Source organism: Nevskia sp., assembly GCF_051860985.1.
Classification (GTDB): Bacteria; Pseudomonadota; Gammaproteobacteria; order Nevskiales; family Nevskiaceae; genus Nevskia.
Genome location: NZ_JBIMKV010000001.1, coordinates 353442 through 375544, shown reverse-complemented (window position 1 = coordinate 375544; position 22103 = coordinate 353442). Strand labels below are relative to the sequence as shown.

The 22103-nt window shown below is 68.7% G+C and carries 22 protein-coding genes; 17 read left to right on the top strand and 5 right to left on the bottom strand.

Annotation, left to right across the window (positions count from 1 at the left end; translation table 11 throughout):
• Positions 1 to 96 precede the first annotated feature (96 nt).
• Positions 97 to 567, bottom strand: a complete 471-nt coding sequence (locus ACTIGJ_RS01655) for a hypothetical protein (RefSeq protein WP_439638521.1) — start codon at positions 565 to 567, stop codon at positions 97 to 99.
• A gap of 201 nt (positions 568 to 768) precedes the next feature.
• Between ACTIGJ_RS01655 and ACTIGJ_RS01650 the strand changes: the two genes are divergently transcribed.
• Complete coding sequence (locus ACTIGJ_RS01650; RefSeq protein ID WP_439638520.1) at positions 769 to 1446, top strand: O-methyltransferase; 678 nt, start codon at positions 769 to 771, stop codon at positions 1444 to 1446.
• A 163-nt stretch (positions 1447 to 1609) separates the two neighbouring features.
• Complete coding sequence (locus ACTIGJ_RS01645) at positions 1610 to 1972, top strand: hypothetical protein (protein ID WP_439638519.1); 363 nt, start codon at positions 1610 to 1612, stop codon at positions 1970 to 1972.
• On the opposite strand, the gene ACTIGJ_RS01640 is transcribed toward ACTIGJ_RS01645, so the two are convergent.
• Positions 1900 to 2643: a TetR/AcrR family transcriptional regulator gene (locus ACTIGJ_RS01640; RefSeq protein ID WP_439638518.1), complete on the bottom strand. Its 744-nt coding sequence runs from the start codon at positions 2641 to 2643 to the stop codon at positions 1900 to 1902. The two genes, ACTIGJ_RS01645 and ACTIGJ_RS01640, sit on opposite strands and share 73 nt — an antisense overlap.
• A gap of 76 nt (positions 2644 to 2719) precedes the next feature.
• Between ACTIGJ_RS01640 and ACTIGJ_RS01635 the strand changes: the two genes are divergently transcribed.
• The 3 genes from ACTIGJ_RS01635 (at position 2720) to ACTIGJ_RS01625 (ending at position 5523) form a co-directional block, all read left to right on the top strand.
• Positions 2720 to 4219 (top strand): flavin-containing monooxygenase, encoded by a 1500-nt coding sequence (locus tag ACTIGJ_RS01635; RefSeq protein ID WP_439638517.1) that lies wholly within the window; start codon positions 2720 to 2722, stop codon positions 4217 to 4219.
• Positions 4220 to 4251: 32 nt separating this feature from the next.
• Positions 4252 to 5091 carry an SDR family NAD(P)-dependent oxidoreductase gene (locus tag ACTIGJ_RS01630; RefSeq protein ID WP_439638516.1) on the top strand — a complete coding sequence of 280 codons (840 nt, stop codon included), beginning with the start codon at positions 4252 to 4254 and terminating at the stop codon, positions 5089 to 5091.
• A gap of 72 nt (positions 5092 to 5163) precedes the next feature.
• Positions 5164 to 5523, top strand: a complete 360-nt coding sequence (locus ACTIGJ_RS01625) for a YajD family HNH nuclease (RefSeq protein WP_439638515.1) — start codon at positions 5164 to 5166, stop codon at positions 5521 to 5523.
• 27 nt (positions 5524 to 5550) lie between these two features.
• Here the strand turns inward: ACTIGJ_RS01625 and ACTIGJ_RS01620 are convergent, their stop codons facing one another.
• Both ACTIGJ_RS01620 and ACTIGJ_RS01615 read right to left on the bottom strand, forming a co-directional pair.
• Positions 5551 to 6747 carry an HPP family protein gene (locus tag ACTIGJ_RS01620; RefSeq protein WP_439638514.1) on the bottom strand — a complete coding sequence of 399 codons (1197 nt, stop codon included), beginning with the start codon at positions 6745 to 6747 and terminating at the stop codon, positions 5551 to 5553.
• An 80-nt stretch (positions 6748 to 6827) separates the two neighbouring features.
• Entirely contained in the window at positions 6828 to 10205 is a 3378-nt protein-coding gene (locus ACTIGJ_RS01615; protein ID WP_439638513.1) for a DUF2126 domain-containing protein, read from the bottom strand.
• A 141-nt stretch (positions 10206 to 10346) separates the two neighbouring features.
• Between ACTIGJ_RS01615 and ACTIGJ_RS01610 the strand changes: the two genes are divergently transcribed.
• The 12 genes from ACTIGJ_RS01610 (at position 10347) to flgL (ending at position 21646) form a co-directional block, all read left to right on the top strand.
• Positions 10347 to 11396, top strand: coding sequence for a Leu/Phe/Val dehydrogenase (locus ACTIGJ_RS01610; protein ID WP_439638512.1), 1050 nt, complete (start codon positions 10347 to 10349; stop codon positions 11394 to 11396).
• Positions 11393 to 11923 (top strand): CinA family protein, encoded by a 531-nt coding sequence (locus ACTIGJ_RS01605; RefSeq protein ID WP_439638511.1) that lies wholly within the window; start codon positions 11393 to 11395, stop codon positions 11921 to 11923. The genes ACTIGJ_RS01610 and ACTIGJ_RS01605 overlap by 4 nt, the downstream gene beginning before the upstream one ends.
• A 22-nt stretch (positions 11924 to 11945) precedes the next feature.
• Positions 11946 to 12296, top strand: a complete 351-nt coding sequence (locus tag ACTIGJ_RS01600; RefSeq protein WP_439638510.1) for an MmcQ/YjbR family DNA-binding protein — start codon at positions 11946 to 11948, stop codon at positions 12294 to 12296.
• A 96-nt stretch (positions 12297 to 12392) separates the two neighbouring features.
• Complete coding sequence (gene ubiG, locus ACTIGJ_RS01595) at positions 12393 to 13118, top strand: bifunctional 2-polyprenyl-6-hydroxyphenol methylase/3-demethylubiquinol 3-O-methyltransferase UbiG (RefSeq protein ID WP_439638509.1); 726 nt, start codon at positions 12393 to 12395, stop codon at positions 13116 to 13118.
• 5 nt (positions 13119 to 13123) lie between these two features.
• Positions 13124 to 13798, top strand: coding sequence for a phosphoglycolate phosphatase (gph, locus tag ACTIGJ_RS01590; protein WP_439638508.1), 675 nt, complete (start codon positions 13124 to 13126; stop codon positions 13796 to 13798).
• On the top strand, positions 13798 to 14559 hold the full coding sequence (locus tag ACTIGJ_RS01585) for an SDR family NAD(P)-dependent oxidoreductase (protein WP_439638507.1): 762 nt from the start codon (positions 13798 to 13800) through the stop codon (positions 14557 to 14559). The genes gph and ACTIGJ_RS01585 overlap by 1 nt, the downstream gene beginning before the upstream one ends.
• Positions 14560 to 14950: 391 nt before the next feature.
• Positions 14951 to 15736, top strand: a complete 786-nt coding sequence (flgG, locus tag ACTIGJ_RS01580) for a flagellar basal-body rod protein FlgG (protein ID WP_439638506.1) — start codon at positions 14951 to 14953, stop codon at positions 15734 to 15736.
• Positions 15736 to 16395 (top strand): flagellar basal body L-ring protein FlgH, encoded by a 660-nt coding sequence (locus ACTIGJ_RS01575; RefSeq protein ID WP_439638505.1) that lies wholly within the window; start codon positions 15736 to 15738, stop codon positions 16393 to 16395. The genes flgG and ACTIGJ_RS01575 overlap by 1 nt, the downstream gene beginning before the upstream one ends.
• Positions 16396 to 16412: 17 nt before the next feature.
• A complete protein-coding gene (locus ACTIGJ_RS01570; RefSeq protein WP_439638504.1) occupies positions 16413 to 17537 on the top strand; it encodes a flagellar basal body P-ring protein FlgI in 1125 nt (374 codons plus the stop codon).
• On the top strand, positions 17537 to 18469 hold the full coding sequence (gene flgJ, locus ACTIGJ_RS01565) for a flagellar assembly peptidoglycan hydrolase FlgJ (RefSeq protein ID WP_439638503.1): 933 nt from the start codon (positions 17537 to 17539) through the stop codon (positions 18467 to 18469). The genes ACTIGJ_RS01570 and flgJ overlap by 1 nt, the downstream gene beginning before the upstream one ends.
• Positions 18470 to 18551: 82 nt before the next feature.
• On the top strand, positions 18552 to 20435 hold the full coding sequence (flgK, locus tag ACTIGJ_RS01560; protein ID WP_439638502.1) for a flagellar hook-associated protein FlgK: 1884 nt from the start codon (positions 18552 to 18554) through the stop codon (positions 20433 to 20435).
• Positions 20436 to 20449: 14 nt separating this feature from the next.
• On the top strand, positions 20450 to 21646 hold the full coding sequence (gene flgL / locus ACTIGJ_RS01555) for a flagellar hook-associated protein FlgL (protein ID WP_439638501.1): 1197 nt from the start codon (positions 20450 to 20452) through the stop codon (positions 21644 to 21646).
• Positions 21647 to 21677: 31 nt separating this feature from the next.
• Here the strand turns inward: flgL and ACTIGJ_RS01550 are convergent, their stop codons facing one another.
• A complete protein-coding gene (locus ACTIGJ_RS01550; RefSeq protein ID WP_439638500.1) occupies positions 21678 to 22070 on the bottom strand; it encodes a VOC family protein in 393 nt (130 codons plus the stop codon).
• Positions 22071 to 22103 lie beyond the last annotated feature (33 nt).

The following is a 22103-nucleotide window of genomic DNA, read 5'->3' as shown; positions in this document are numbered from 1 at the left end:
CACTCCAAGGTGGACGAGGAAATCGCGTCTGCGATTATCGCCCAGCTGTCCGGATGGCCGCGCTCGCCAAAGGTTGGGGAGCGCCCTTGCTCCCGCTTACTTCACTTCTTCTTCGATGGCGGTGACCTTGCCGTTGACGAACACCACGCGCAGCCGCTCGCGTTCGACGCTGTTGCCGGTGTAGATCGTGGTCACGCCGGGTCCGTAGAAACCGACCGGCCGGCCGAAGGCGCCGTAGCCGACGAAGCCCGGGTAATAGCCGGGACCGTAGAAGCCGCCGATGCTGCCGACCGAGCCGCCGTCGTAGTCGATGTAGCGCCAGACCGTCGATCGTCCCTTCTCATCGGTCCGCTGACTCACCCGCTGCGGCTGCCCCAGCGCCAGCTTGACGGCCGCTTCGCTGAAGCCGATCGCGACCTTGCCTTCCTTGACCAGCGCCTGCTGTTCGGCATTGAGCGACTGGAAGGTGTCGGGATTGCGCTCGATCCGCGACTGCGGCGACGCGCAGGCCGCAAGCAGAAGGGCCGAGACCAGACCGGGGAGAAACAGGCGGGATGAAGTCGACATGACGGAAATCCTCCAAGAGCCGCAAGCCTGCGGGCCGCTGGCTGAATGACGCCTGAAGGCGCGTGGAAGTTTCGTCGGCTGGGGGTTTACAAATAAGAATCATTATCATTAAATCGCTGAACGCACCGCAGCCATGCCGTCAGCGCCAGCCAGCCGGAACGCTTTTCGAAGCGCATTTCAGCCGATGGAGACCGCATGCCGATGAGCCCCGCCGATCATGCCCCTGCCGTGATGTCCCGCGCCGGTCTGGAGGCCGGCCCCTCGCGCTCCCGGGCCTGGCTGGATGCCTGTTATCGCGCCGAGCGATCCCGTCCGGTCGGCCTGCGCTGGCTGCACGGCTGGCGCTGGCCCGGCTCGACAGACGGGCCGGCGGACTTGCCGGCGGCGTCCGGCGGCTGGTTGCAGCAGCTGGTCTATGCCACGCGGGCGCAGCTGGTGGTGACGCTGGGCACGGCCGATGGCGCCGCTGCCGTCTGGCTGGCCGAGGCGCTGCGCGCCGTGCCTGGCAGCCGCAGCGATCGCGCGCTGATCGGCTTCGAGCGCGATCCGGCGGCCGCCCGGCAGGCGCGCGACGTGCTGCGCCGTGCCGGGGTGTCGCGCTATGTCGACATCCGCTGTGATGCGCCCGCCCGGGTGCTGGCGACCATCGACGTGCCCATCGACCTCGTCGTATTGCTGGGCGGTTTCGACGACGACGCCAGCGAACTGGTCGAACGGCTGCTGCCCCGGCTGCGAGCGGGCGGCTCGCTGGTGATCCCGCGTTTCCGGCGCCGGCCGCTGCTGGCAGCGGCGATCGACCGATACTGCGCTGACGGCGGCCAGCTCCAGGCCTTGCAGATGCCGCTTGATGGCGGCCTGCTGTGGTCGGTGAAGCGCTGATGTGCGGCCGTTGCCCGAAGTGCCCGAAGCCGTCCTGCGCAACGCGCACGACGCGGCCGCCCGCTGCTGTCGCCACCGCCGACAAGGCCACGACCATTCCGCTGGCAGTCTTGCTGGCGCGGGCAGCGGTCGCACCGCCCGCTGAACCGTCCTCGGTGCTGCCATGAGCGGCGGCGCGCTGGCTGTCGCCGATGCGCCACTGGCGCTGATGGCGCTCGCCTGGTGCTGGTCGGGTGACCACGACGCTTCCGCGCGACTCGAACGGCTGGCGGCCAGCAGCTTGCTGGTGGCGGCCTCCGCCTGCCTGTGGAACGGACTCGTCGGGCCCGAACAGCTCTGGCAGCACTGGCCGGTGCACGCCAGCCTCGCGGTGATGCTGGCCAGCCTGCGCGCGGCGACACGCGAGATGGCGGTGGACCTGCCGGTGCCGATGCTGCTGGGCCGGTTTGCGGCCTATGCCGGCGGCCTTGCGCTGGCGGCAGTGTCGGGTGGCTGGAATTTCGGCCAGAACGCGCTCAGCGCCTGATAGATCGCCAGGTTGTTGCGCAGCACCACGTCGAATGACGGCCGGAAGCCATCGCGCACCCATTGGGTGGCGATGTGGATGTTGGCGCCGAGCAGGCCGGTGGCGATCACGCCGATGTCGATGCCGCGCGTCTCGGCGCCGGGAAACAGCTGCTCGATGAAGCGCCGCGTCAGTTCCGCATATTCGCGGGTGATCTGCCCGGCCAGTTCGCCGACCCCGTGGCTGATGCTTATTGCGTCGATCAGCATCACCCGCGCGCGGCGCGGATCGTCGCGGATGAACTCCAGCAGCACCCGCAGGCCGGCACCGGCCAGCGCATCGATCCGTTCGCGATCCGGGCTGGCCGCCGTCTTGATCTGCGCCGCCATCAGCGCCGCCAAGGTCGCGCCTTTCAGCTGCTCGTTGAGCATCAGGTACAGGGCGCTGAACAAGGCTTCGAGGCTCTTGAACGACTCGTAGAAATAGCGCTCGGTCAGCCGGGCGCCAGTGCAGATCTCGCGCACCGTCACCGCGTGGTAGCCCCGCGTGCCGAAGGCCACCAGGGCCGCTTCGAGCAGCAGCGCGCGGCGCTGGGCGACACGCGCCGCCATCGGCATGCCCTTGAGGCGCGATACCGCGCGGGTGGCGGGCGCTGCCGGCGCGTTATCGGGAGGCGGCGTGTTTTTCTTCATGTTCGGATATTGACATCAATCGATGTCAAAGTTTAGATTGACAACGTGCATTGTCAAACAAGAGGGGAACACGACGATGGCGTACGACGCGGGCAAACCGGTTGAAGCGAAGCAGGTCCTGATCATCGGCAGCGGCTTCGCCGGTCTTGGCATGGCGATCAAGCTGCGCGAGGCGGGCATCGAGGATTTCCAGATCCTGGAGCGCGGCAGCGATGTCGGCGGCACCTGGCGCGACAACCACTATCCGGGCTGCGCCTGCGACGTGCAGTCGCACCTGTATTCGTTTTCCTTCGAGCCGAATCCGGACTGGACGCGGATGTTCGCCCGCCAGCCGGAAATCCGCGCCTATCTCGAAAAGTGCGCCGACAAGTACGACCTGCGCCGCCACATCGTGTTCGGCGCCAATGTGCAGACCGCGCGCTACGACGATGCCTCGGCGAGCTGGACGGTGACCACCGCCGACGGCCGCAGTTTCAAGGCGCAGGTGCTGGTGTCGGGCATGGGCGGCCTGTCGAACCCGGCGATGCCGAACGTCAAGGGTCTGGAGAAGTTCAAGGGCAAGGCCTTCCACTCCGCGCACTGGGACCACAGCTACGATCTCGCCGGCAAGAAGGTCGCCGTGATCGGCACCGGCGCCAGCGCCATCCAGTTCGTGCCGCAACTGCAGAAGCTGGCTGGCCGGGTCGACCTCTACCAGCGCACCGCGCCGTGGATCATGCCGAAGCCGGATCGCGAGATCGGCCAGATCGAGCGGGTGCTGTACCGCCGGTTCCCGGCGCTGCAGAACGCCTACCGCACGGCGATCTACTGGGCGCTGGAATCGCGGGTGCTGGGCTTCGCGGTCAACCCGAAACTGATGACGCTGGTGCAGGGCATCGCCCGCAGCCACATCAAGAAGCAGATCGCCGACCCGACGCTGCGCGCCAAGGTGACGCCGGATTACACGATCGGCTGCAAGCGCATCCTGATCTCCAACGACTACTACCCGGCGCTGGCGCAGGACAACGTCGAGGTGATCACCGATTCGATCGCCGAAGTACGGGCGAATTCGATCGTCGATGCCAATGGGGTGGAGCGCAAGGTTGACGCGATCATCTATGGCACCGGCTTCAAGGCCCAGGACCCGATGCCGCGCGGCACCGTGTTCGGCAAGGGCGGTGTCGATCTGCTCGACGCCTGGAAGGACGGCCCGGAGGCGTACCTCGGCCTGTCGGTCGCCGGCTTCCCGAACTTCTTCATGCTGGTCGGCCCGAATACCGGCCTCGGCCACAACTCGATGGTCTTCATGATCGAGTCGCAGGTCGCCTACGTGATGGATGCGCTGAAGACGATGAAGGCGCGCCAGCTGCGCGCGGTCGACGTCAAGCCGGACGCCCAGGTGAGCTTCAACAAGGGGATTCAGGGCAAGCTGACCAAGACCGTCTGGACCTCCGGCTGCAAGAGCTGGTACGTCGACGCCAATGGCAAGAACACGACACTTTGGCCGGGCTTCACCTTCGTCTACCGTGGCAAGACGCGCCGCTTCAAGGCCGATCAGTACCAGTTGGAAACCGCTGCCGAAGCGGTTGCTGCCTGAATCCTCACTCCACCAGAACAACGAGAAAGACGATGAAATCATTTGCGAACAAGGTCGCCGCGATCACCGGTGCGGCCTCGGGCATGGGCCGCGAACTAGCGGTCGAACTGGCGTCGCGCGGCTGCGCCCTGAGCCTGTCGGACGTCAACCTGAAGGGCCTCGAGGAAACCGCGGCGCTGGCCCGCGAGAAGGGCGCCAAGGTCACCACGAGCAAGCTCGACGTGTCGAACCGCGACGCCGTCTATGCCTGGGCTGAGCAGACCGCCAAGGATCACGGCGGCGTCAACCTGATCTTCAACAATGCCGGCGTGGCGCTGAACTCGCCGCTGGAAACGATCAGCCAGAAGGACTTCGAGTGGATCGTCGGCATCAACTTCTGGGGTGTCGTCTACGGCAGCCAGGCGTTCCTGCCGTATCTGAAGGCCAGCGGCGACGGCCACATCATCAACACCTCGAGCCTGTTCGGCCTGATCGGCACACCGGGCACCGGCGCCTATTCAGCCACCAAGTTCGCGGTCCGCGGCTATACCGAGTCCCTGCGCATCGAGCTTGACCTGATGAACTGCGGCGTGTCGGCTACTTGCGTGCATCCGGGCGGCATCCGCACCGCGATCAACGCCAATGCCCGCATCGGCGACGGTGTCGAAAAGCTGATGGGCGTCAGTGCTGAAACCGCGCGTGACAAGTTCGACAAGCTGCTCAACATCACCACCGCCAACAAGGCGGCGCGGACGATCCTGAAGGCGGTCGAGAAGAACGCGCGCCGCGTCGTCGTCGGCCCGGATGCCAAGACCATGGACGTGGTCGTGCGCATGCTCGGCTCGGCCTACCAGCCGCTGGTGACCTCGAACATGAAGCGGATGATGCGCTGAAGCGTCGCCGCTTCGATCGCCCAAGAAGGCCGCCCGTCGTGGCGGCCTTTTTCATTGCGTAGACTGCCGTCCATGAGCACGAACAAGACACCGGACCGGTCGAAACTCGACCAGATCATCATCGATACCCGGCGCAACGCCGAACAGCGCGAACTCGGCTATCGCGAGCAGGCGCTGAAGCTGTATCCCTGGGTCTGTGGCCGCTGCGCCCGGACGTTCGACCGCGCCAATCTGCGCGAGCTGACCGTCCATCACCGCAACCACAACCACGACGACAACCCGTCCGACGGCAGCAACTGGGAACTGCTGTGCCTGTACTGCCACGACAACGAGCACCAGCGCTACATCGACAAGACCGCCGTCGGCAACGCCAAGGACAAGGTGTCGACCGGCAACCCGTTCGCCGATCTGAAGTCGCTGCTGAAGAAGTAAGCGCCTGAAGCCCGCGCCGGGCCGGCGCTAGGCCGGCGCGCGCTCCGGCTCCACGACCCGCGCCAGCGCCCGCACGAAATCCGACTGGGTCAGGATGCCGACCAGCCTGCCGTCGCCGTCGACGACCGGCAGGTGGTGGTGATCGTCCTCGGAGAACGCCGCCAGCAGGTCGACCACCGGCCGGTCATCGCGGGCCACGCGGACCCGGCGGGTCATGATCTGGCCGACCACTTCCGGCTTCGACGAGGCCAGGGTGCCGCTGCCGCGAACCAGGCCGCGCACCCGCTCGCCGAGGCCGTCGCGGCTGTCGAGATTGGCGTGGCGCAGGAAATCGGCCTGGGTGACGATGCCGGCGATCCGGCCGCCGCGATCGACCACCGGCAACGCCTTGATCCGGCGGCTGCGCATCAGGGTCCAGGCCGCTTCCAGGCTTTCGCCGAACGGCACGGTGACCGGCTCGCGGCTCATCACGTCGGCGCAGCGCAGCCCGCCGAACAGGCGCTGGTAGGCGTTCAGCTCGGTCTGGCGCAGCAGGTTTTCCAGGTCGTCGCGGCTGACATCGAGCACCTCGTTATAGCGGGCCAGCGCCTGGTCGAAATCCGCCGAGCTGAAGCGCGACGGCACTTCGCCGACCGTCGCCTGCGGCGGCGCGGCCGGCCGCTGGCCATGCGGATAGCGGCGCCCGCTGAGGTGGTGGAACGCGACGCCGGCCAGCACCAGCAGCAGGCTGTTGGCGGCGACCGGGAACAGCGCGAAGCGGGCATCGCCGACGCCGAGCAGCACCGTGGTCAGTGCCACCGCGCCGCCGGGTGGATGCAGGCAGCGCAGGCTGAACATCGCCGCGATCGACAGGCTGGCGGCTGCGGCGGCGACCACGAAGACCGGCGCGTCGATCAACTGCATGCAGGCGATGCCGACCAGCGCCGACAGCGTGTTGCCGGCCACCACCGCCCAGGGCTGGGCCATCGGGCCGGCGGGGGCGGCGAACACCAGCACCGCCGAGGCGCCGAGCGAGGCGACCATCCAGGCGCCATCGATCCCGAAGCGGGCGGCCAGCCACTGGCACAGGCCGGCAGCGAGGCCGACGCCCAGCAAGGCCCCGGCGACGATCCGCGCCCGCTCCCGGCCGCTGATCGCCAGCGGCGCCGGCAGCAGCAGGTCGATCACGCGGCGTAACCGGCCGGCGGCCGGGCGGTCGGGCAGGCGGGAAGGAGAAAGCGGCATGCGCGCAGTGTAATCGCGCGCTGCCGGCGCCGGCCCCGCCATGATCGGCCGGCAGCGCTGCAGCCGGCGCGGCCGGGGCCTCAGAGGCCGATCGGCCGCCGCAGGTCGAGCGTGTGCGGGTAGTCCGGGTTGGTCTTTTCCTCGGCCGGCCAGTAGCTGTTCGGCGTGTGGCCGAACGGCACGAAGCGGCTTAGGAAGCGCGCTTCGGCCTCGTAGGCGTTGACCGGGAAGGTGTCGTAGTTGCGGCCGGCCGGATGGGCGACGTGGTAGGTGCAGCCAGCCACCGCGCGCTTGTTCCAGGTGTCGTAGAGATCGAACACCAGCGGCGTGTGGACGCCGATCGACGGGTGCAGCGCCGACGGCGGATGCCAGGCGCGGTAGCGCAGGCCAGCCACGTATTCGCCCTTCACGCCGGTGTTCTTCAGCGGCAGGCGACGACCGCCGGCGGTGACGAAATGGCGGCCTTCGGTCAACCCGGTGACCCGCACCTGCAGCCGCTCCATCGACGAGTCGACATAGCGCGCGGTGCCGCCGACGGCGTTTTCCTCGCCGAGCACCGGCCAGGGTTCCAGCGCGTGGCGGATCTCGACTTCGACGCCGCCGTGGCGGATTGCGCCGTGACGCGGGAAGCGGAATTCGAAGTGCGGCGCGAACCAGTCGAGCTGGAACGGGAAGTTGGCGCGATTGAGATCGGCCACCACTTCGCCGAGGTCCTGCCAGACGTAGTGCGGCAGCATGAACTGGTCATGCAGCTGCGTGCCCCAGCGCACCAGCGGTCGCTCGTAGGGCTGCTCCCAGAACCAGGCGATCAAGGACCGCAGCAGCAGCTGCTGGGTCAGGCTCATGCGCGCATGCGGCGGCATCTCGAAGGCGCGGAACTCGACCAGCCCCAGGCGGCCGGTGGGACCGTCCGGCGAGTACAGCTTGTCGATCGAGATCTCGGTGCGGTGCGTGTTGCCGGTGAGATCGACCAGCAGGTTGCGCAGGGTGCGGTCGACCATCCACAGCGGCACCGTGTAGCCCTGCTTCGGCAGCTGGCTGAGCGCGATTTCCAGCTCGTACAGCGCGTTGTCCTGCGCTTCGTCGATGCGCGGATGCTGGCTGGTGGACCCGATGAACAGGCCGGAAAAGAAATAGCTCAGGGACGGATGGTTCTGCCAGTAGCGGATCAGCGAGCCGAGCACATCCGGGCGGCGCAGGAACGGCGAATCGGCCGGGGTGGCGCCGCCCACGACGAAATGGTTGCCACCACCGGTGCCGACCGCGCGGCCATCGATCAGGAATTTCTCGGTGGCGAGCCGCGCCTGCCGCGCTTCCTCGTAGACCGTGAGCGTGGTTTCGCGCAGCTCTTCCCAGGAATGCGAAGGGTGGATGTTGACTTCGATGACGCCCGGGTCCGGGGTGACCTTCAGCACGTTGATGCGGTGGTCGGCCGGCGGCGAATAGCCCTCGATGCGCACCGGCGTGTCGAGTTCGGCGGCAGCGTCCTCGACGGCGGCGATCAGTTCGAGATAGTCCTCCATCGATTCGGTCGGCGGCAGGAACACGCACAGATGCCCTTCACGCGGCTCGACGGTCAGCGCGGTGCGCACGTTGCCGCCTTCCAGATAGGCGCCCCGGCGCACCGGTTCCGGCTGGTCGCGCTCGGCGGTCAGCCGCTGGCGGCGTTCGCGCAGCCGGGCGGCGATTTCCGACTCGCGCGATTCGCGCGGCGCGTCGCCGGAGGACTGCAGGAACGGCTGGCGCTGGCCGTCGAAGCTCGGCAGCGGCTGCGCGCTGCGGATGTCGACCGCCATCGGGTCGTAGGGAATCAGCGTCGGATAGCGCGACGGCGGCAGCCACGGCAGCGCATCGAGCGGCAGCCGGAAGCCGATCGGCGAATCGCCGGGGATCAGGAACATGCGCTTCTGGCGGAAGCTCCAGCGCTCGGAGATCCAGGCCCGCGACTGCCAGCGCTGCACCGGCAGCGCGTAGCCGCGCGGCCGGTCCAGCCCGCGTTCGAAGACCCGGGCGATGCGGGCCCGTTCTTCCGGGTCCTTGAGCTTGTTGTCCTCGGGCAGCACGTTGTCCGGCAGCTGCCGCTCGCGGTGCAGGTAGTAGAAGGCGTCCTCGTAGCCGGGCACGGCGTTTTCCGGGCTCACTTCCAGCCGCTGGGCGATGCCGCGGATCAGCTCGCCAGCCGCCTCGATGGTCGGCGCCGTATGGCCGTCGGCGAGATCGGTGCGGACGATCGGCTTGCCGTCGCCGCGCCAGTACAGCGCATAGGCCCAGCGTGGCAGCGACTCGCCCGGGTACCACTTGCCCTGGCCGTAGGTCAGCAGGCCATTCGGCGCGAAGCGGTCGCGCAGGCGGCGGATCAGGGTGTTGGCCAGTCCCTGCTTGGTCGGGCCAACGGCGGCGATGTTCCACTCCGCGCCCTGCATGTCGTCGATGGAGATGAAGGTCGGCTCGCCGCCCATCGTCAGGCGGACATCGCCGGCCTTGAGCCGGGCGTCGACCGCCAGACCCAGCGTGTCGATGGCCCGCCACTGCTCCTCGGTGTAAGGCTTGGTCACCCGCGGCGATTCGTACAGCCGGGTGACGATCATCTGGTGGCCGAACTCGGTGTCGAGATCGCCCTTGCCCTCGAAGCTCAGGGTGCCGGTGATCGGTGCGGCGCTCGACGGCTCCGGGGTAGCACACAGCGGGATGTGGCCCTCGCCGGTCAGCAGGCCGGAGGTTGGATCAAGGCCGACCCAGCCGGCGCCCGGCAGATAGACCTCGCACCAGGCGTGCAGGTCGGTGAAGTCGTGGTCGGTGCCGGACGGCCCGTCCAGCGATTTCACGTCCGGCGTCAGCTGGATCAGGTAGCCGGACACGAAACGGGCGGCCAGCCCCAGCTGGCGGAAGATCTGCACCAGCAGCCAGCCGGAATCGCGGCAGGAGCCGGAGGCCAGGGTCAGCGTGTCTTCCGGCGTCTGCACGCCGGGTTCCAGCCGGATCAGGTAGCGCACCGCTTCCTGCACGCGGCGGTTCAGGTCGACGACGAAGTCGATGGTGCGCATCTTCTCCTTCGGCAGCCCCTTGATGAACATCGCCAGCCTCGGCGTCGCCGAGCCGTGCTTCAGGTAGGGCTTCAGGTCTTCCTTCAGATCATCCGCATAGGTGAACGGGAAATACTCGGCCTTGTCCTCGATGAAGAAGTCGAACGGGTTGTAGATCGACATGTCGGCGACCAGGTCGACCGTCACCTTGAACTCGGTGACCTTCTCCGGGAACACCACGCGCGCCTGCCAGTTGGCGAAGGCGTCCTGCTGCCAGTTCAGGAAATGCCCTTCCGGCTCCACCTTGATCGAATAGGACAGCACCGGCGTCCGGCCATGCGGCGCCGGGCGCAGGCGGATGATCTGCGGCGACAAACTGACCCGGCGGTCGTACTGGTAGGTCGTTTCGTGATGCAGGACGGCGTGGATAGCCATGAGGCGGTCGGCGGTTCCGAAGAGGGTGACCCGATTGTGAAGCAAGAAGACTGCCGTCGGGCCGGGCGGTGGCGCCCGGCCGTGCCGGCCCCGACGGGGCGCGCCCGGTAGACTCGCGCCATTCCGTTGCGGCCAGATACCATGTCCGTGTTTTCGCATTCCGAGTTCGATGGCCACGAGCGCGTGGTCTTTCATCACGACGCCGCCTCCGGCCTGCGGGCGATCATTGCCGTCCACAGCACCCGGCTGGGCTGCGGCCTCGGCGGCTGCCGGATGTTTCCGTACGCCGGCGACGCCGAGGCGCTGACCGACGTGCTGCGCCTGAGTCGCGGCATGAGCTACAAGGCCGCGCTGGCCGGGCTGCCGCAGGGCGGCGGCAAGTCGGTGATCCTGGGCGACCCGCGCCGCGACAAGACGCCGGCGCTGATCCGGGCGATGGGCCGTTTCGTCGACAGTCTCGGCGGCGCCTACGTGGTGGCCGAGGATTCCGGCACCGGCGTCGCCGACATCCGCCTGATGGCCGAACACACCCGCCATGTCGGCGGTCTGGCCGACGCCGCCTCGATCGCTGCCGGCCGCACCGGCGATCCGAGCCCATCAACCGCGCTCGGCACTTTCATCGGCATCGCGGCGGCGGTCCGTTTCGCGCTCGGTCGCCGCGACCTGCGCGGGCTGAGGGTCGCGATCCAGGGCGTCGGCAATGTCGGCTACCGGCTGGCGCGCCATCTGCACGAGGCCGGCGCGCAGCTGTGGGTCACTGACCTGCATGCGCCGTCGGTGGCCCGCGCGGTATCCGAATTCGGTGCCACGGCAGTGGCGATGGACGCCATCCATGCGCTGGAGGTCGATGTCTTCGCCCCCTGTGCGCTCGGCGCGGTGCTGAATGCGCAGTCGATCCCGCAGATTCGCGCGCCGGTCATCGCCGGCGCCGCCAACAACCAGCTGGCGACGCCGGCCGACGGCCAGCGGCTGCTCGACCACGGCCTGCTGTACGCGCCGGACTACGTGATCAACGCCGGCGGCATCATCGACATCCACCACGAGCGCATCGGCTACGACGCGTCCGCCGTCGAGGCGCATCTGGCGCGCATCGGCGACACGCTGACGGCGATCTTCGAACGCGCGCGCACCGAACGGCAGCCCACCGGCGTCATCGCCGACGCGATGGCCGAAGCGATCTTCCGCACATGAACCCCACACTTCCCGACGACGCGGCGCTGCAGGCGCTGGCCCAGCAGATCGCGGCGCGGCTGATCGCCCGCCGGCAACGCATGGCGACGGCCGAATCCTGCACCGGCGGCCTGATCGCCAAGGTGCTGACCGACCTGGCCGGCAGCTCGGCCTGGTTCGAGCGCGGCATCGTCAGCTATTCCAACGAGGCGAAGGCAGAACTGCTCGGCGTACCGGAGACGACGATCGCCCGCCACGGCGCGGTCAGCGGCCCGACCGTGATCGCGATGGCCGACGGCCTGCGCGCCCGCGCGCCGGTGCAGTGGACGGTGTCGGTCAGCGGCATCGCCGGCCCGACCGGCGAGGTGCCCGGCAAGCCGGTCGGCACCGTGTTCATCGGCTGGTCCGGCGTCGGCAGCGCCAGCGCGTCGAGCCGCTTCCAGTTCGAGGGCGATCGCGATGCCGTGCGCCGCTGCACCGTCGACGCCGCGCTCGCCGGGCTGATCGATCTGCTCGACGCCGCGCGGCAAGCCGACAGCGGTCGCTGAGCTGCGGCGGAGGAGGCAGGACGTGGATGTCGCAGCTGTCGAAGCGCTGTGCAGCGCAAGTTCCGGTGCCTCGTCGAAGCGCTACGGGCCGCCCAGCAACGTGCTCGTGTACTACGCAGGCGGCCGGAAATTCGCCTACTTCAAGACCAGCGAGCCGGAGCAGTGGCGGTTCAGCATTCGCACCACGCCGGAACGCTTTCTGGCACTGACCGACGTGCCGGGCTTCAAGCCGGCCCGGTACCTGTCCCGATTCCACTGGCTCACCATCGTCGATGTCGGCGCGGTCGCCGACGACTACCTCCGGGAGTTGATCGCCTGGTCCCACGCCGCGGCGCTGCACCGTCCCGGCCGATCGTCCCGCCTGCGCCGATGAGCGGCGACGGCGGGGCCGGCGCTGCTGGCTGCCGGGCGCGCGTCGCTGGCTTCCCTGCGCCGGGTTCACCGGGCCCCGTTTGGTAAACTCCTGCCCATGAATACCAACGTCGATCACGACGAAATCAGCCGTTTCGAAGCCCTTGCCGCCCGCTGGTGGGATACCGATGGCGAAATGGCGGCGCTGCACGTCATCAACCCGCCGAGGCTGCGCTACATCCGCCAACGGACGGGCGGGGCGGCGGCCTCGATCGCCGGCAAGCGCACGCTCGATGTCGGCTGCGGCGGCGGCATCCTGACCGAGGCCCTGGCCGAAGCCGGGGCCGATGCGCTCGGCATCGACCTGGCCTCCGCCTCGATCGAGGTGGCCCGGCAGCATGCCGACGCCAACGGCCTGAAGGTCGCCTACCGGGTTGTGGGTGCGGAGGCGCTGGCCGACGAGCAGCCGGCCAGCTTCGACCTGGTCTGCTGCCTGGAAATGCTCGAACACGTGCCGGACCCGGCCGAGACCGTGGCCGCGATCGCGGCGCTCGTGAAGCCGGGCGGCGATGTGGTGTTCTCGACCATCAACCGCAATCCGAAGTCCTACGCGCTGATGATCGTCGGCGCCGAATACGTGGCCCGCATCGTGCCGCGCGGCACCCATGACTACGCCAAGTTCATCCGGCCCTCGGAACTGGACCGCTGGTGCCGCGCCGCCGGTCTGGTGCCGCAGGACGTCACCGGCCTGCGCTACAACCCGCTGCTCAAGTCGGCCTCGCTGAACGCCAGCGACCTCGACGTGAACTACCTGATGCACTGCCGGAAGCCGGCCGAGGACTGATTCCCGTGACTCACGCCCCTGCATGTGTGCTGTTCGATCTGGACGGCACGCTGGTCGACAGCGCGCCGGATCTGGGCTACGCCGCCAACCTGGTCCGCGAAGCGCTCGGCATGGCCCATCTGCCGCTCGCCGACTACCGGCCGCAGGCCTCCAACGGCGCGCGCGGCCTGCTCAAGGTGGCGCTGAACATCGCCATGGACCATCCGGACTACGAGGCCCGCAAGGCGCTGTTCCTGAAGTTCTACGAAGCCAACCTGACCACCCACAGCCGCCTGTTCGACGGCGTCGTGGAGATGCTGGCGGCGCTCGATGAAGCCGGCATTCCCTGGGGCATCGTCACCAACAAGGCCGGCTGGCTGGCCCAGCCGGTGGTCGAGCAGCTCGGCTTCGCCGCCAACTGCCGGGTGCTGATCGCCGGTGATTCGACACCGCACCCGAAGCCGGCGCCGGACGGCCTGCTGCTGGCGGCCCGCAAGGTCAGCGTCGATCCGAACGCTTGCGTCTATGTCGGCGATGACGTCCGCGACGTGGTCGCCGGTCGTGCCGCCGGCATGCGTACCGTGGCCGCCGGCTGGGGTTATCTCGGCACCGAACCGGACCTCGAGAAATGGCAGGCCGACGATATCGTCGCCACGCCTGCCGACCTTCTTTCGCTGCTGAAACTGACGCCTGCCGCCTGATGAGCAACGCCCCCTCGATTCCCGCCGGCTACCAGCCGCCCGCTGGCCTGCTGGCCGGCCGCACCATTCTGGTCACCGGTGCCGGCTCCGGCCTCGGCCGCGCCACCGCGCTGGCCGCCGCGAAGTGCGGCGCCACGGTGATCCTGCTCGGCCGCACGACCAAAAAGCTGGAAGCCGTGTTCGACGAGATCGAAGCCGGCGGCGGCCCGCAGGCCGCGATCCTGCCGATGAACCTGGTCAGCGCCACCTGGGCCGACCTGTTCGAGGTCGCCGAAACCATCGAGCGCGAGTTCGGCACGCTGCACGGGCTGGTCCACTGCGCGGCGCATTTCCCCGGTTTCACGCCGATCACCGAGGAAAAGCCGAAGGACTGGATGGACGGCCTGCAGGTGAACCTGACCGCCGCCTATGCGCTGACCCGCCACTGCCTGCCGCTGATGCAGCAGACGCCGGACGCCAGCATCGTCTTCGTCACCGACGCCGTGGCTCGCGAGCCGAAGGCGCTGCGCGGCGGCTACGGCGTCGCCAAGTACGCGCTCGAAGGGCTGGTGAAGATCTGGTCGCAGGAACTCAGCGTGACGCCGGGCCTGCGCATGAACAGTTACGACCCCGGCGCGCTGCAGACGCCGCTGCGCGCCAAGGGCTACGTGTCCGAGGAAGTGCAGAAGCTGCCGGAAGCCGCGATCGCCGCCCCCGGCCTGATCTGGCTGCTCGGCCCGGACAGCGCCGGTGTCAACGGGCAGGCGCTGAGCCGCGGCTGAGGCCGGGCTGGACGCCACCGCCCGCCAACCTGTTGTCATACCGGCGAAAGCCGGTATTCAGTACGGGCAGCCGCACCGAAGCCGGCCCTGGACCCCGGCCTGCGCCGGGGTGACAGGTGAAGAAGTGTGTATCTGACCCCGATTTCGACCCTTCCGCTGTCATGCCGGCGAAGGCCGGTATCCAGTACACCCAGCCGCATCGGAATCGACTGGAAGACTTTGGCCTGTACCGCTGTCACCAGTCCGGAAAAACCGTGACGCGTTCCCGTCGCGGGACCGCAAGCTGCAGGAGGGCTGACGGCGTCGCAAAACCGTCGCCGATCGGTCTGGTACGCCACTTGTAACAGCCCCGATGTCCGCCGGATTCCCGGCACGCATCGAGGCTGTCGACATGAATTCCGCACTCTGGGTTGCCAAGACCGGGCTCGATGCCCAGGCCACGCGGATGAGCGTGGTGTCCAACAATCTCGCTAACGTCAACACCAGCGGCTTCAAGCGCGGTCGGGCGGCGTTCGAGGACCTTCTCTACCAGACGGTGCGCCAGCCCGGCGGCCAGACCACCCAGCAGACCCAGGCGCCGACCGGCCTGACGCTGGGCACCGGCGTGCGCGTGGTGGCCACCGACAAGCAGTTCACCCAGGGCAACCTGCAGCAGACCAACAATTCGCTCGATGTCGCGATCAACGGTCGCGGCTTCTTCCAGATCCTTCAGCCGGACGGCACCCTGGCCTATGGCCGCGATGGCAGCTTCCAGCTGAACAGCCAGGGCGAGCTGGTCACCGCCAACGGCTACCCGCTGCAGCCGGGCATCCAGATTCCGGCCAACGCGCTGAGCGTGACCATCGGCACCGATGGCACGGTGTCGGCGCAGCTGCCGGGGCAGGCGGCCGGCCAGCAGGTCGGCACGCTGACCCTGGCGGACTTCGTCAACCCGGCCGGCCTGCAGGCGGTCGGCGGCAATCTCTACGTGGAAACCGCCGCCAGCGGCGCGCCGCAGGTCGGCACGCCGGGCGTCAACGGCGTCGGCACCGTGCAGCAGGGCGCGCTGGAAGCCTCGAACGTCAATGTCGTCGAGGAACTGGTCAACATGATCGAGACGCAGCGTGCCTACGAGATGAATTCGAAGGCGATCTCGACCACCGACCAGATGCTGCAGTACGTCGGGCAGAACCTCTGATGCGGGCCGCGCTCGCCATCGTCGCCGTGACGCTGCTGGCCAGCGGCTGCAGCAGCCTGTCGCCGCGCGTGTCGTTCGGCGACGACCGGCCGCAGCCGGTGCCGATCCCGCTGCCGCAGGGCATGCCGAGCGAGGGTGCGATCTTCAGCGACGGCCAGTCGATGGCGCTGTTCGAGGACGCCAAGGCGCGCAATGTCGGCGATCTGGTCACCATCCTGCTGGTCGAGAAGACGCAGGCGCAGAAATCGGCGCAGACCAGCACCTCCAAGGCGTCTGACGTCAACCTCACCGATGTCACGGTTCTCGGCCGGCCGGTCGGCGTCAACACCGGCATCAGCGGTGAACGCAGCGCCAAGGGCGGCGGCGATTCCAAGCAGAGCAACAGCCTCGACGGCAGCGTCACGGCGGTGGTCGTCGCCCGGTTGCCGAACGGCCTGCTGCAGGTGCGCGGCGAGAAGCAGGTCGAGCTGAACCAGGGCTCGGAAACCCTGTTCATCGACGGCGTCGTGCGGCCGATCGACATCCTGGCCAACAACACCGTGTCGTCCGACAAGGTCGCCAACGCCCGCGTTTCCTACAAGGGCCGGGGCGCGCTGGCCGATGCCAATTCGCAGGGCTGGCTGACCCGCTTCTTCAATTCCCCGTGGTTCCCGTTCTAAGGCTTGCGAGCGTCCCGATGAGCACCATGCGCGTTGCCTTTCACGTCATCGCCGGCCTGTGCCTGCTGGTGGCGATCGCGATCCTGAATCCGGCCCGCGCCGAGCGGGTGAAGGATCTGGCGACCGTCGCCGGCGTCCGCTCCAACCCGCTGGTCGGCTACGGCCTGGTGGTCGGCCTCGACGGCACTGGCGACCAGACCTCGCAGGCGCCGTTCACCGTGCAGAGCCTGAAGGCGATGCTGGCGCAGCTCGGCGTCACCGTGCCGCCGAACGTCAACCCGCAGCTGAAGAACGTGGCGGCGGTGGCGATCAATGCCGAATTGCCGCCGTTCGCCAAGCCCGGCCAGACCATCGACGTCACCGTGTCGTCGATCGGCAACTCCGGCTCCTTGCGCGGCGGCACGCTGCTGATGGCGCCGCTGAAGGGCGCCGACGGCCAGATCTATGCAATCGCCCAGGGCAACGTCGTGGTCGGCGGCCTTGGCGTATCGGCCAAGGACGGTTCGCGGGTCACCATCAACGTGCCGAGCGCCGGCCGGGTGCCGGGCGGCGCCACCGTCGAACGCAGCGTGCCGGCCACCTTCGGCGCCAGCCCGGAACTGCGGCTCGATCTGCGCACGTCCGATTTCACCACCGCTACCCGGCTGGCCTCGGGCATCAACAGCGCGCTCGGCAGCGAGGTCGCCCGCGCCATCGACCCGGTCACCGTCACCGTGCAGGCGCCGGCCGATCCCAATGCCCGCGTCGCCTTCATGGCGCAGCTGGAAAGTCTCGACGTTGCTCCGGGTGATGCGCCTGCGCGGGTGATCGTCAATTCGCGCACCGGCACCGTGGTGATCTCGTCGATGGTCCGGGTGCTGCCGGCGGCGGTGTCGCACGGAAGTCTGAGCGTGACCATCAGCGAGAAGCCGCAGGTCAGCCAGCCGGCGCCGTTCTCGCAGGGCGAAACCACCGTGGTGCCGCGCTCGCAGATCGAAGTGACCTCGGGGGCCAAGCCGGCCTTCGTGTTCGACGGTGGCACCAGCCTCGACGACATCGTCCGCGCCATCAACCAGGTCGGTGCTGCGCCGGGTGATCTGGTGGCGATCCTCGAAGCGCTGCGCGCCGCCGGTGCGCTGCGCGCCGAGCTGGTGATCATCTGATGGCCGGCCTGCCGCTGGGTGGGGCGAAGACCTCGTCGCCGATCGACACCACCGACTTCAACCAGTACGCGAAGCTGCGTGCCGGCGCCAAGGGCAACGATGCCGGCACCGTCCGTGAAGTCGCCCGCCAGTTCGAGGCGCTGTTCACCCAGATGCTGCTGAAGGCCTCGCACAGCGAGGACTCGTCGGCCAACGATCTGCTCGGCGGCTCCGGCAGCGACACCTACCGCGATCTCTACGACCAGCAGATGGCCGGGCACCTGTCGTCCGGCAAGGGGCTGGGTCTGGCTGACCTGCTGACCCGCCAGCTGCTCGGCAAGGCGGCACCGGAAGCGGCCGATCCGGCCACCATCCAGAAGCTTTCGCGCGCACCGCAGGCGGCGGCCAACGTCGACAACCAGCCGCCGATGAAATCGGCCGAGCGGCCGAGCGATGCCAACGCCTTCGTCGACGCCATCACCCCGCATGCCGAGAAGGCGGCGAAGGAACTGGGCATTCCGGCCCGCGTGCTGGTGGCGCAGGCCGCGCTGGAAACCGGCTGGGGCAAGAAGCAGATCCGCAACGCCGATGGCAGCGACAGCCACAACCTGTTCGGCATCAAGGCCAGCCAGGGCTGGGACGGCGCGACCACCAACACGCTGACCCACGAGTACGAAGGCGGCGAAAAACGCAGCGAGCGCGCCGATTTCCGCTCCTACGCTTCGGTCGGCGAAGCCTTCGACGACTACGTCAGCTTCATCAAGGACAACCCGCGCTACGCCGCTGCGCTGCGCAGCGGCGGCAGCGCCAGCCAGTACGCTCAGGGCCTGCAGAAAGCCGGCTATGCGACCGATCCGGCCTATGCCGCGAAGATCGCCAAGATCGCCTACGGGCGGACCATGAACGCCTCGCTCGACGCCGCGCAGAACGATCTCGCGGGGCGGACCTTGTGAGCGACGCGCGCCAACAAAATGGCGCGGACCGGCGGCCGGCGCAACGCGGCCGCCGTGGCACCAAACCTGCAGGAGCCCGGTCATGAGCGACATTCTCGGCATCGGCATTTCCGCACTGCTGGCCAATCGCAGCGGTCTCGACGTCACCGGCCACAACATCGCCAACGTCAACACCGCCGGCTATTCGCGGCAGCGGCTGGACTTGAGCAACCGCGTCGGCGCGGTCACCTCCTATGGCTTCGCCGGCAACGGCGTCACCGTGCGCGGCGTCGAACGGCTGTCCGACAGCTTCGTGTTCGCCCGCGAGATCGCCGGCACCGCGTCGCTGTCGCGGGTCGAGACCTTCACCACCGAAGCCAAGCGCACCGATGCGCTGCTGTCCGACGCCGATACCGGCCTCGGCACCACGCTGAGCAGCTTCTTCGACAGCCTGTCGGTGATGGCGACCACGCCGTCGTCGACCGCCACCCGGCAGACGGTGATCACCGCCGCCGACGCGCTGGCCGGCCGCTTCAATGATCTTCAAGGCCAGCTCGACGCCGACGAGCGTTCGATCAACAGCCGCATCGGCCAGACGGTCACCGAGATCAACAACTACGCAGCGACCATCGCCAGCCTCAACGACCGCATCTCGATGGCGCTCGGCGCTTCGGGCGGCAAGCCGCCGAACGATCTGGTCGACCAGCGTGCGCAGGCGATCCGCGAGCTGTCGCAGCGGGTGTCGGTCAGTACGGTGGAGCAGGACGACGGTTCGCTGAACGTGTTCGTCGCCAATGGCCAGAGCCTCGTGGTCGGCACCACCACCAGCGCGCTCGGCACCCGGCCCAACGAATTCGATTCGGCGCGCAGCGAAGTGACCGTGCAGGGCGGGGCGGTGATCAGCGGCCAGGTGGGCGGCGGCACGCTCGGCGGCCTGCTCGATACCCGTCGTGAAATCCTTGATCCGGCCCGCGAGAAGCTTGGCCGCATCGCCATCACGCTGTCGGAAACCGTCAACGCCCAGCAGGCCAAGGGCGTCGACCAGAACGGCAACTTCGGCGGCCCGCTGTTCACGCCGCTGGCCGGCGCGGCGCCGGCATCGAGCCGCAACACCGGCAGTGCGGCGGTGACGGTCGGCTTCGCCGATGCCACCCAGCTCGACGGCAAGGCCTACCAGCTCGGCTTCGACGGCAGCGCCTGGTCGCTGACCGATCCGGCCACCGGCTCGGCGGTGCCGTTCACCGGCAGCGGCACCGCCGCCGATCCGTTCGTCGCCAAGGGCTTCAGTCTGGCGGTTGGCGGCACGCCGGCGGCCGGCGACAAGTTCCTGGTCCAGCCGGGCCGGCGCGCGGCCGGCCAGCTGGCGGTGGCGATCAGCAATCCGGCCCAGCTGGCTGCCGCCGCGCCGATCAAGGCCGGCGCCGCGACCACCAACACCGGCACCGGCACGATCACGCCGGGCGTGGTCACCGATGTCACGAATACCGCGTTGCGCGATCCGGTCAGCATCCAGTTCACCGGGCCGGGCACCTATTCGATCAACGGCAGCGGCGCTTACAGCTACACCGCCGGCCAGCCGATCAGCGTCAATGGCTGGCAGGTCGAGATTTCCGGCAGTCCGGCGACCGGCGACAGCTTCACCGTCGGCCCGACCGGCGCCAACAGCGGCGACGACCGCAATGCCCGGCTGCTGTCCGGTATCGCCAGCAAGGCGCTGCTCGATGGCGGCCTGAACACGCTGACGGCGGCCAACGGCCAGCTGGTGCAGCAGGTCGGCTCCAAGGCGCAGACCGCGCAGCTGCAGCTCGATGCCCAGACTGCGCTGGCTTCGCAGACGCTCAGCGAGCGCAACGCGCTGTCGGGCGTGAATCTCGACGAGGAAGCCGCTGACCTGTTGCGCTGGCAGCAGGCCTACCAGGCGTCCGCCCAGATCATCGCCACCGCCAGCACGATCTTCGATTCGCTGCTCGCTGCGACCCGCCGCTGACAGGACCTGCGCCGATGAGAGTCTCGACCGCCGATTTCTACCGCCAGAGCATCGTCTCGCTGCAGCGGCAGCAGTCCCTGGCGCTGCATACCCAGAACCAGCTGTCGTCGGGCAGCAAGCTGCAGACGGCGGCCGACGACCCGACCGGCGCGGCGCACGGCCTGTCGCTGGACCAGACGCGGGTGGCCAACCAGCGCTACACCGAAAACACCAAGGCGCTCGGCGAGCGGCTGGGACTTGAGGAAAACGCGCTCGGCGGCATCAGTGAAACCCTGAACCGGGTACGCGAGCGGGCCTTGCAGGGCAACGGCGGCACCTTGAGCGATTCCGATCGCGCCTCGATCGCCGCCGACCTGCGCCAGTCGCTCGACAGCCTGCTCGACTATGCGAATGCCGCCGACGGCGAGGGCCGCTACCTGTTCGCCGGCAGCAATGACGCGCAGGCGCCGTTCGCGCTGACCGCCGGCGGCACCCAGTTCAGCGGCGATGACGTGATCCGCCAGGTGCAGATCGGCCCGAACCGCGCAGTCGCTTCCAGCGACAGCGGCGCCGACGTGTTCCTGCGCCAGCGTTCCGGCAACGGCAGCTTCAGCGTCGCCGCCACGGCCACCAACACCGGCACCGCGACGATCGCCAGCGCGCGGCTGTCCGATGCCTCGGCCTGGGATGGCGGCAGCTATGCGCTGAGCTTTTCGGCCGGCCAGTACAGCGTCGCCGACAGTGGCGGCAATGTCGTCGCCAGCGGTACCTACACAGCCGGGCAGACGATCCGCTTCCGTGGCGCCGACCTGACCGTCGCCGGCGCGCCGGCCGATGGCGACCGTTTCTCGATCACGCCAAGCCAGCAGCAGGATCTATTCGCCACCGTGCGCGACCTGATCGGCTTGTTCGAGACGCCGACCAGCGCCAACCCGGCCGCCCGCGCCCAGGTGCAGACCGGTGTGCTCGACAAGCTCGGCGCGCTGGAAACGGCGCAGAGCCGGGTGATCGACGTCCGTGCCCGGCTCGGTGCCCGGCTGGTGGCCGCCGACGATGCGCAGAACCAGCTGTCGTCGCAGCTGGTGAAGATCGACGAGGCGCTGTCCGGCATCCGCGATGTCGACTACGCCGAAGCGGCCAGCCGGCTGACCCAGCAGCTGACCGGCCTGCAGGCGGCGCAGCAGTCGTTCGCCAAGATCCAGGGCCTGAGCCTGTTCAACTACCTGCGCTGAGACAAGCCGGGAACGGCCCGTCGCCGGCCGCTCAGTCCGGCTCGTGGCAGACCACGCAGAGCTTGTTGCCTTCGGTATCCCGGAAGTAGGCGCCGTAGTAGTTCGGGTGATATTCCGGGCGCAGGCCCGGCGCACCTTCGCAACGCCCCCCGCGCGCCAGCGCGGTGGCATGCGCGCGATCGACGATCGCGCGGCTGCTGGCCACCAGGGCCGTCATCTGGCCGTTGCCGGGCAGATGCGGCTGGCCGTCCTGCGGCGTGCCGATCAGCAGCAGCGGGCGCGGACCGGGCTGCGACTGCCAGCCGGCCCAGGGACGTGACGGATCGCAGAAGCGCTCGGCGATGCCGAGCACCGGCATCAGCCGGCGATAGAAAGCGAGCGCGCGATCGAAGTCGCGGACACCGATGAAGACGTGGGAAATCATGGCCGGGAACGGGCGGAGAGGTAAGCCGGGCCG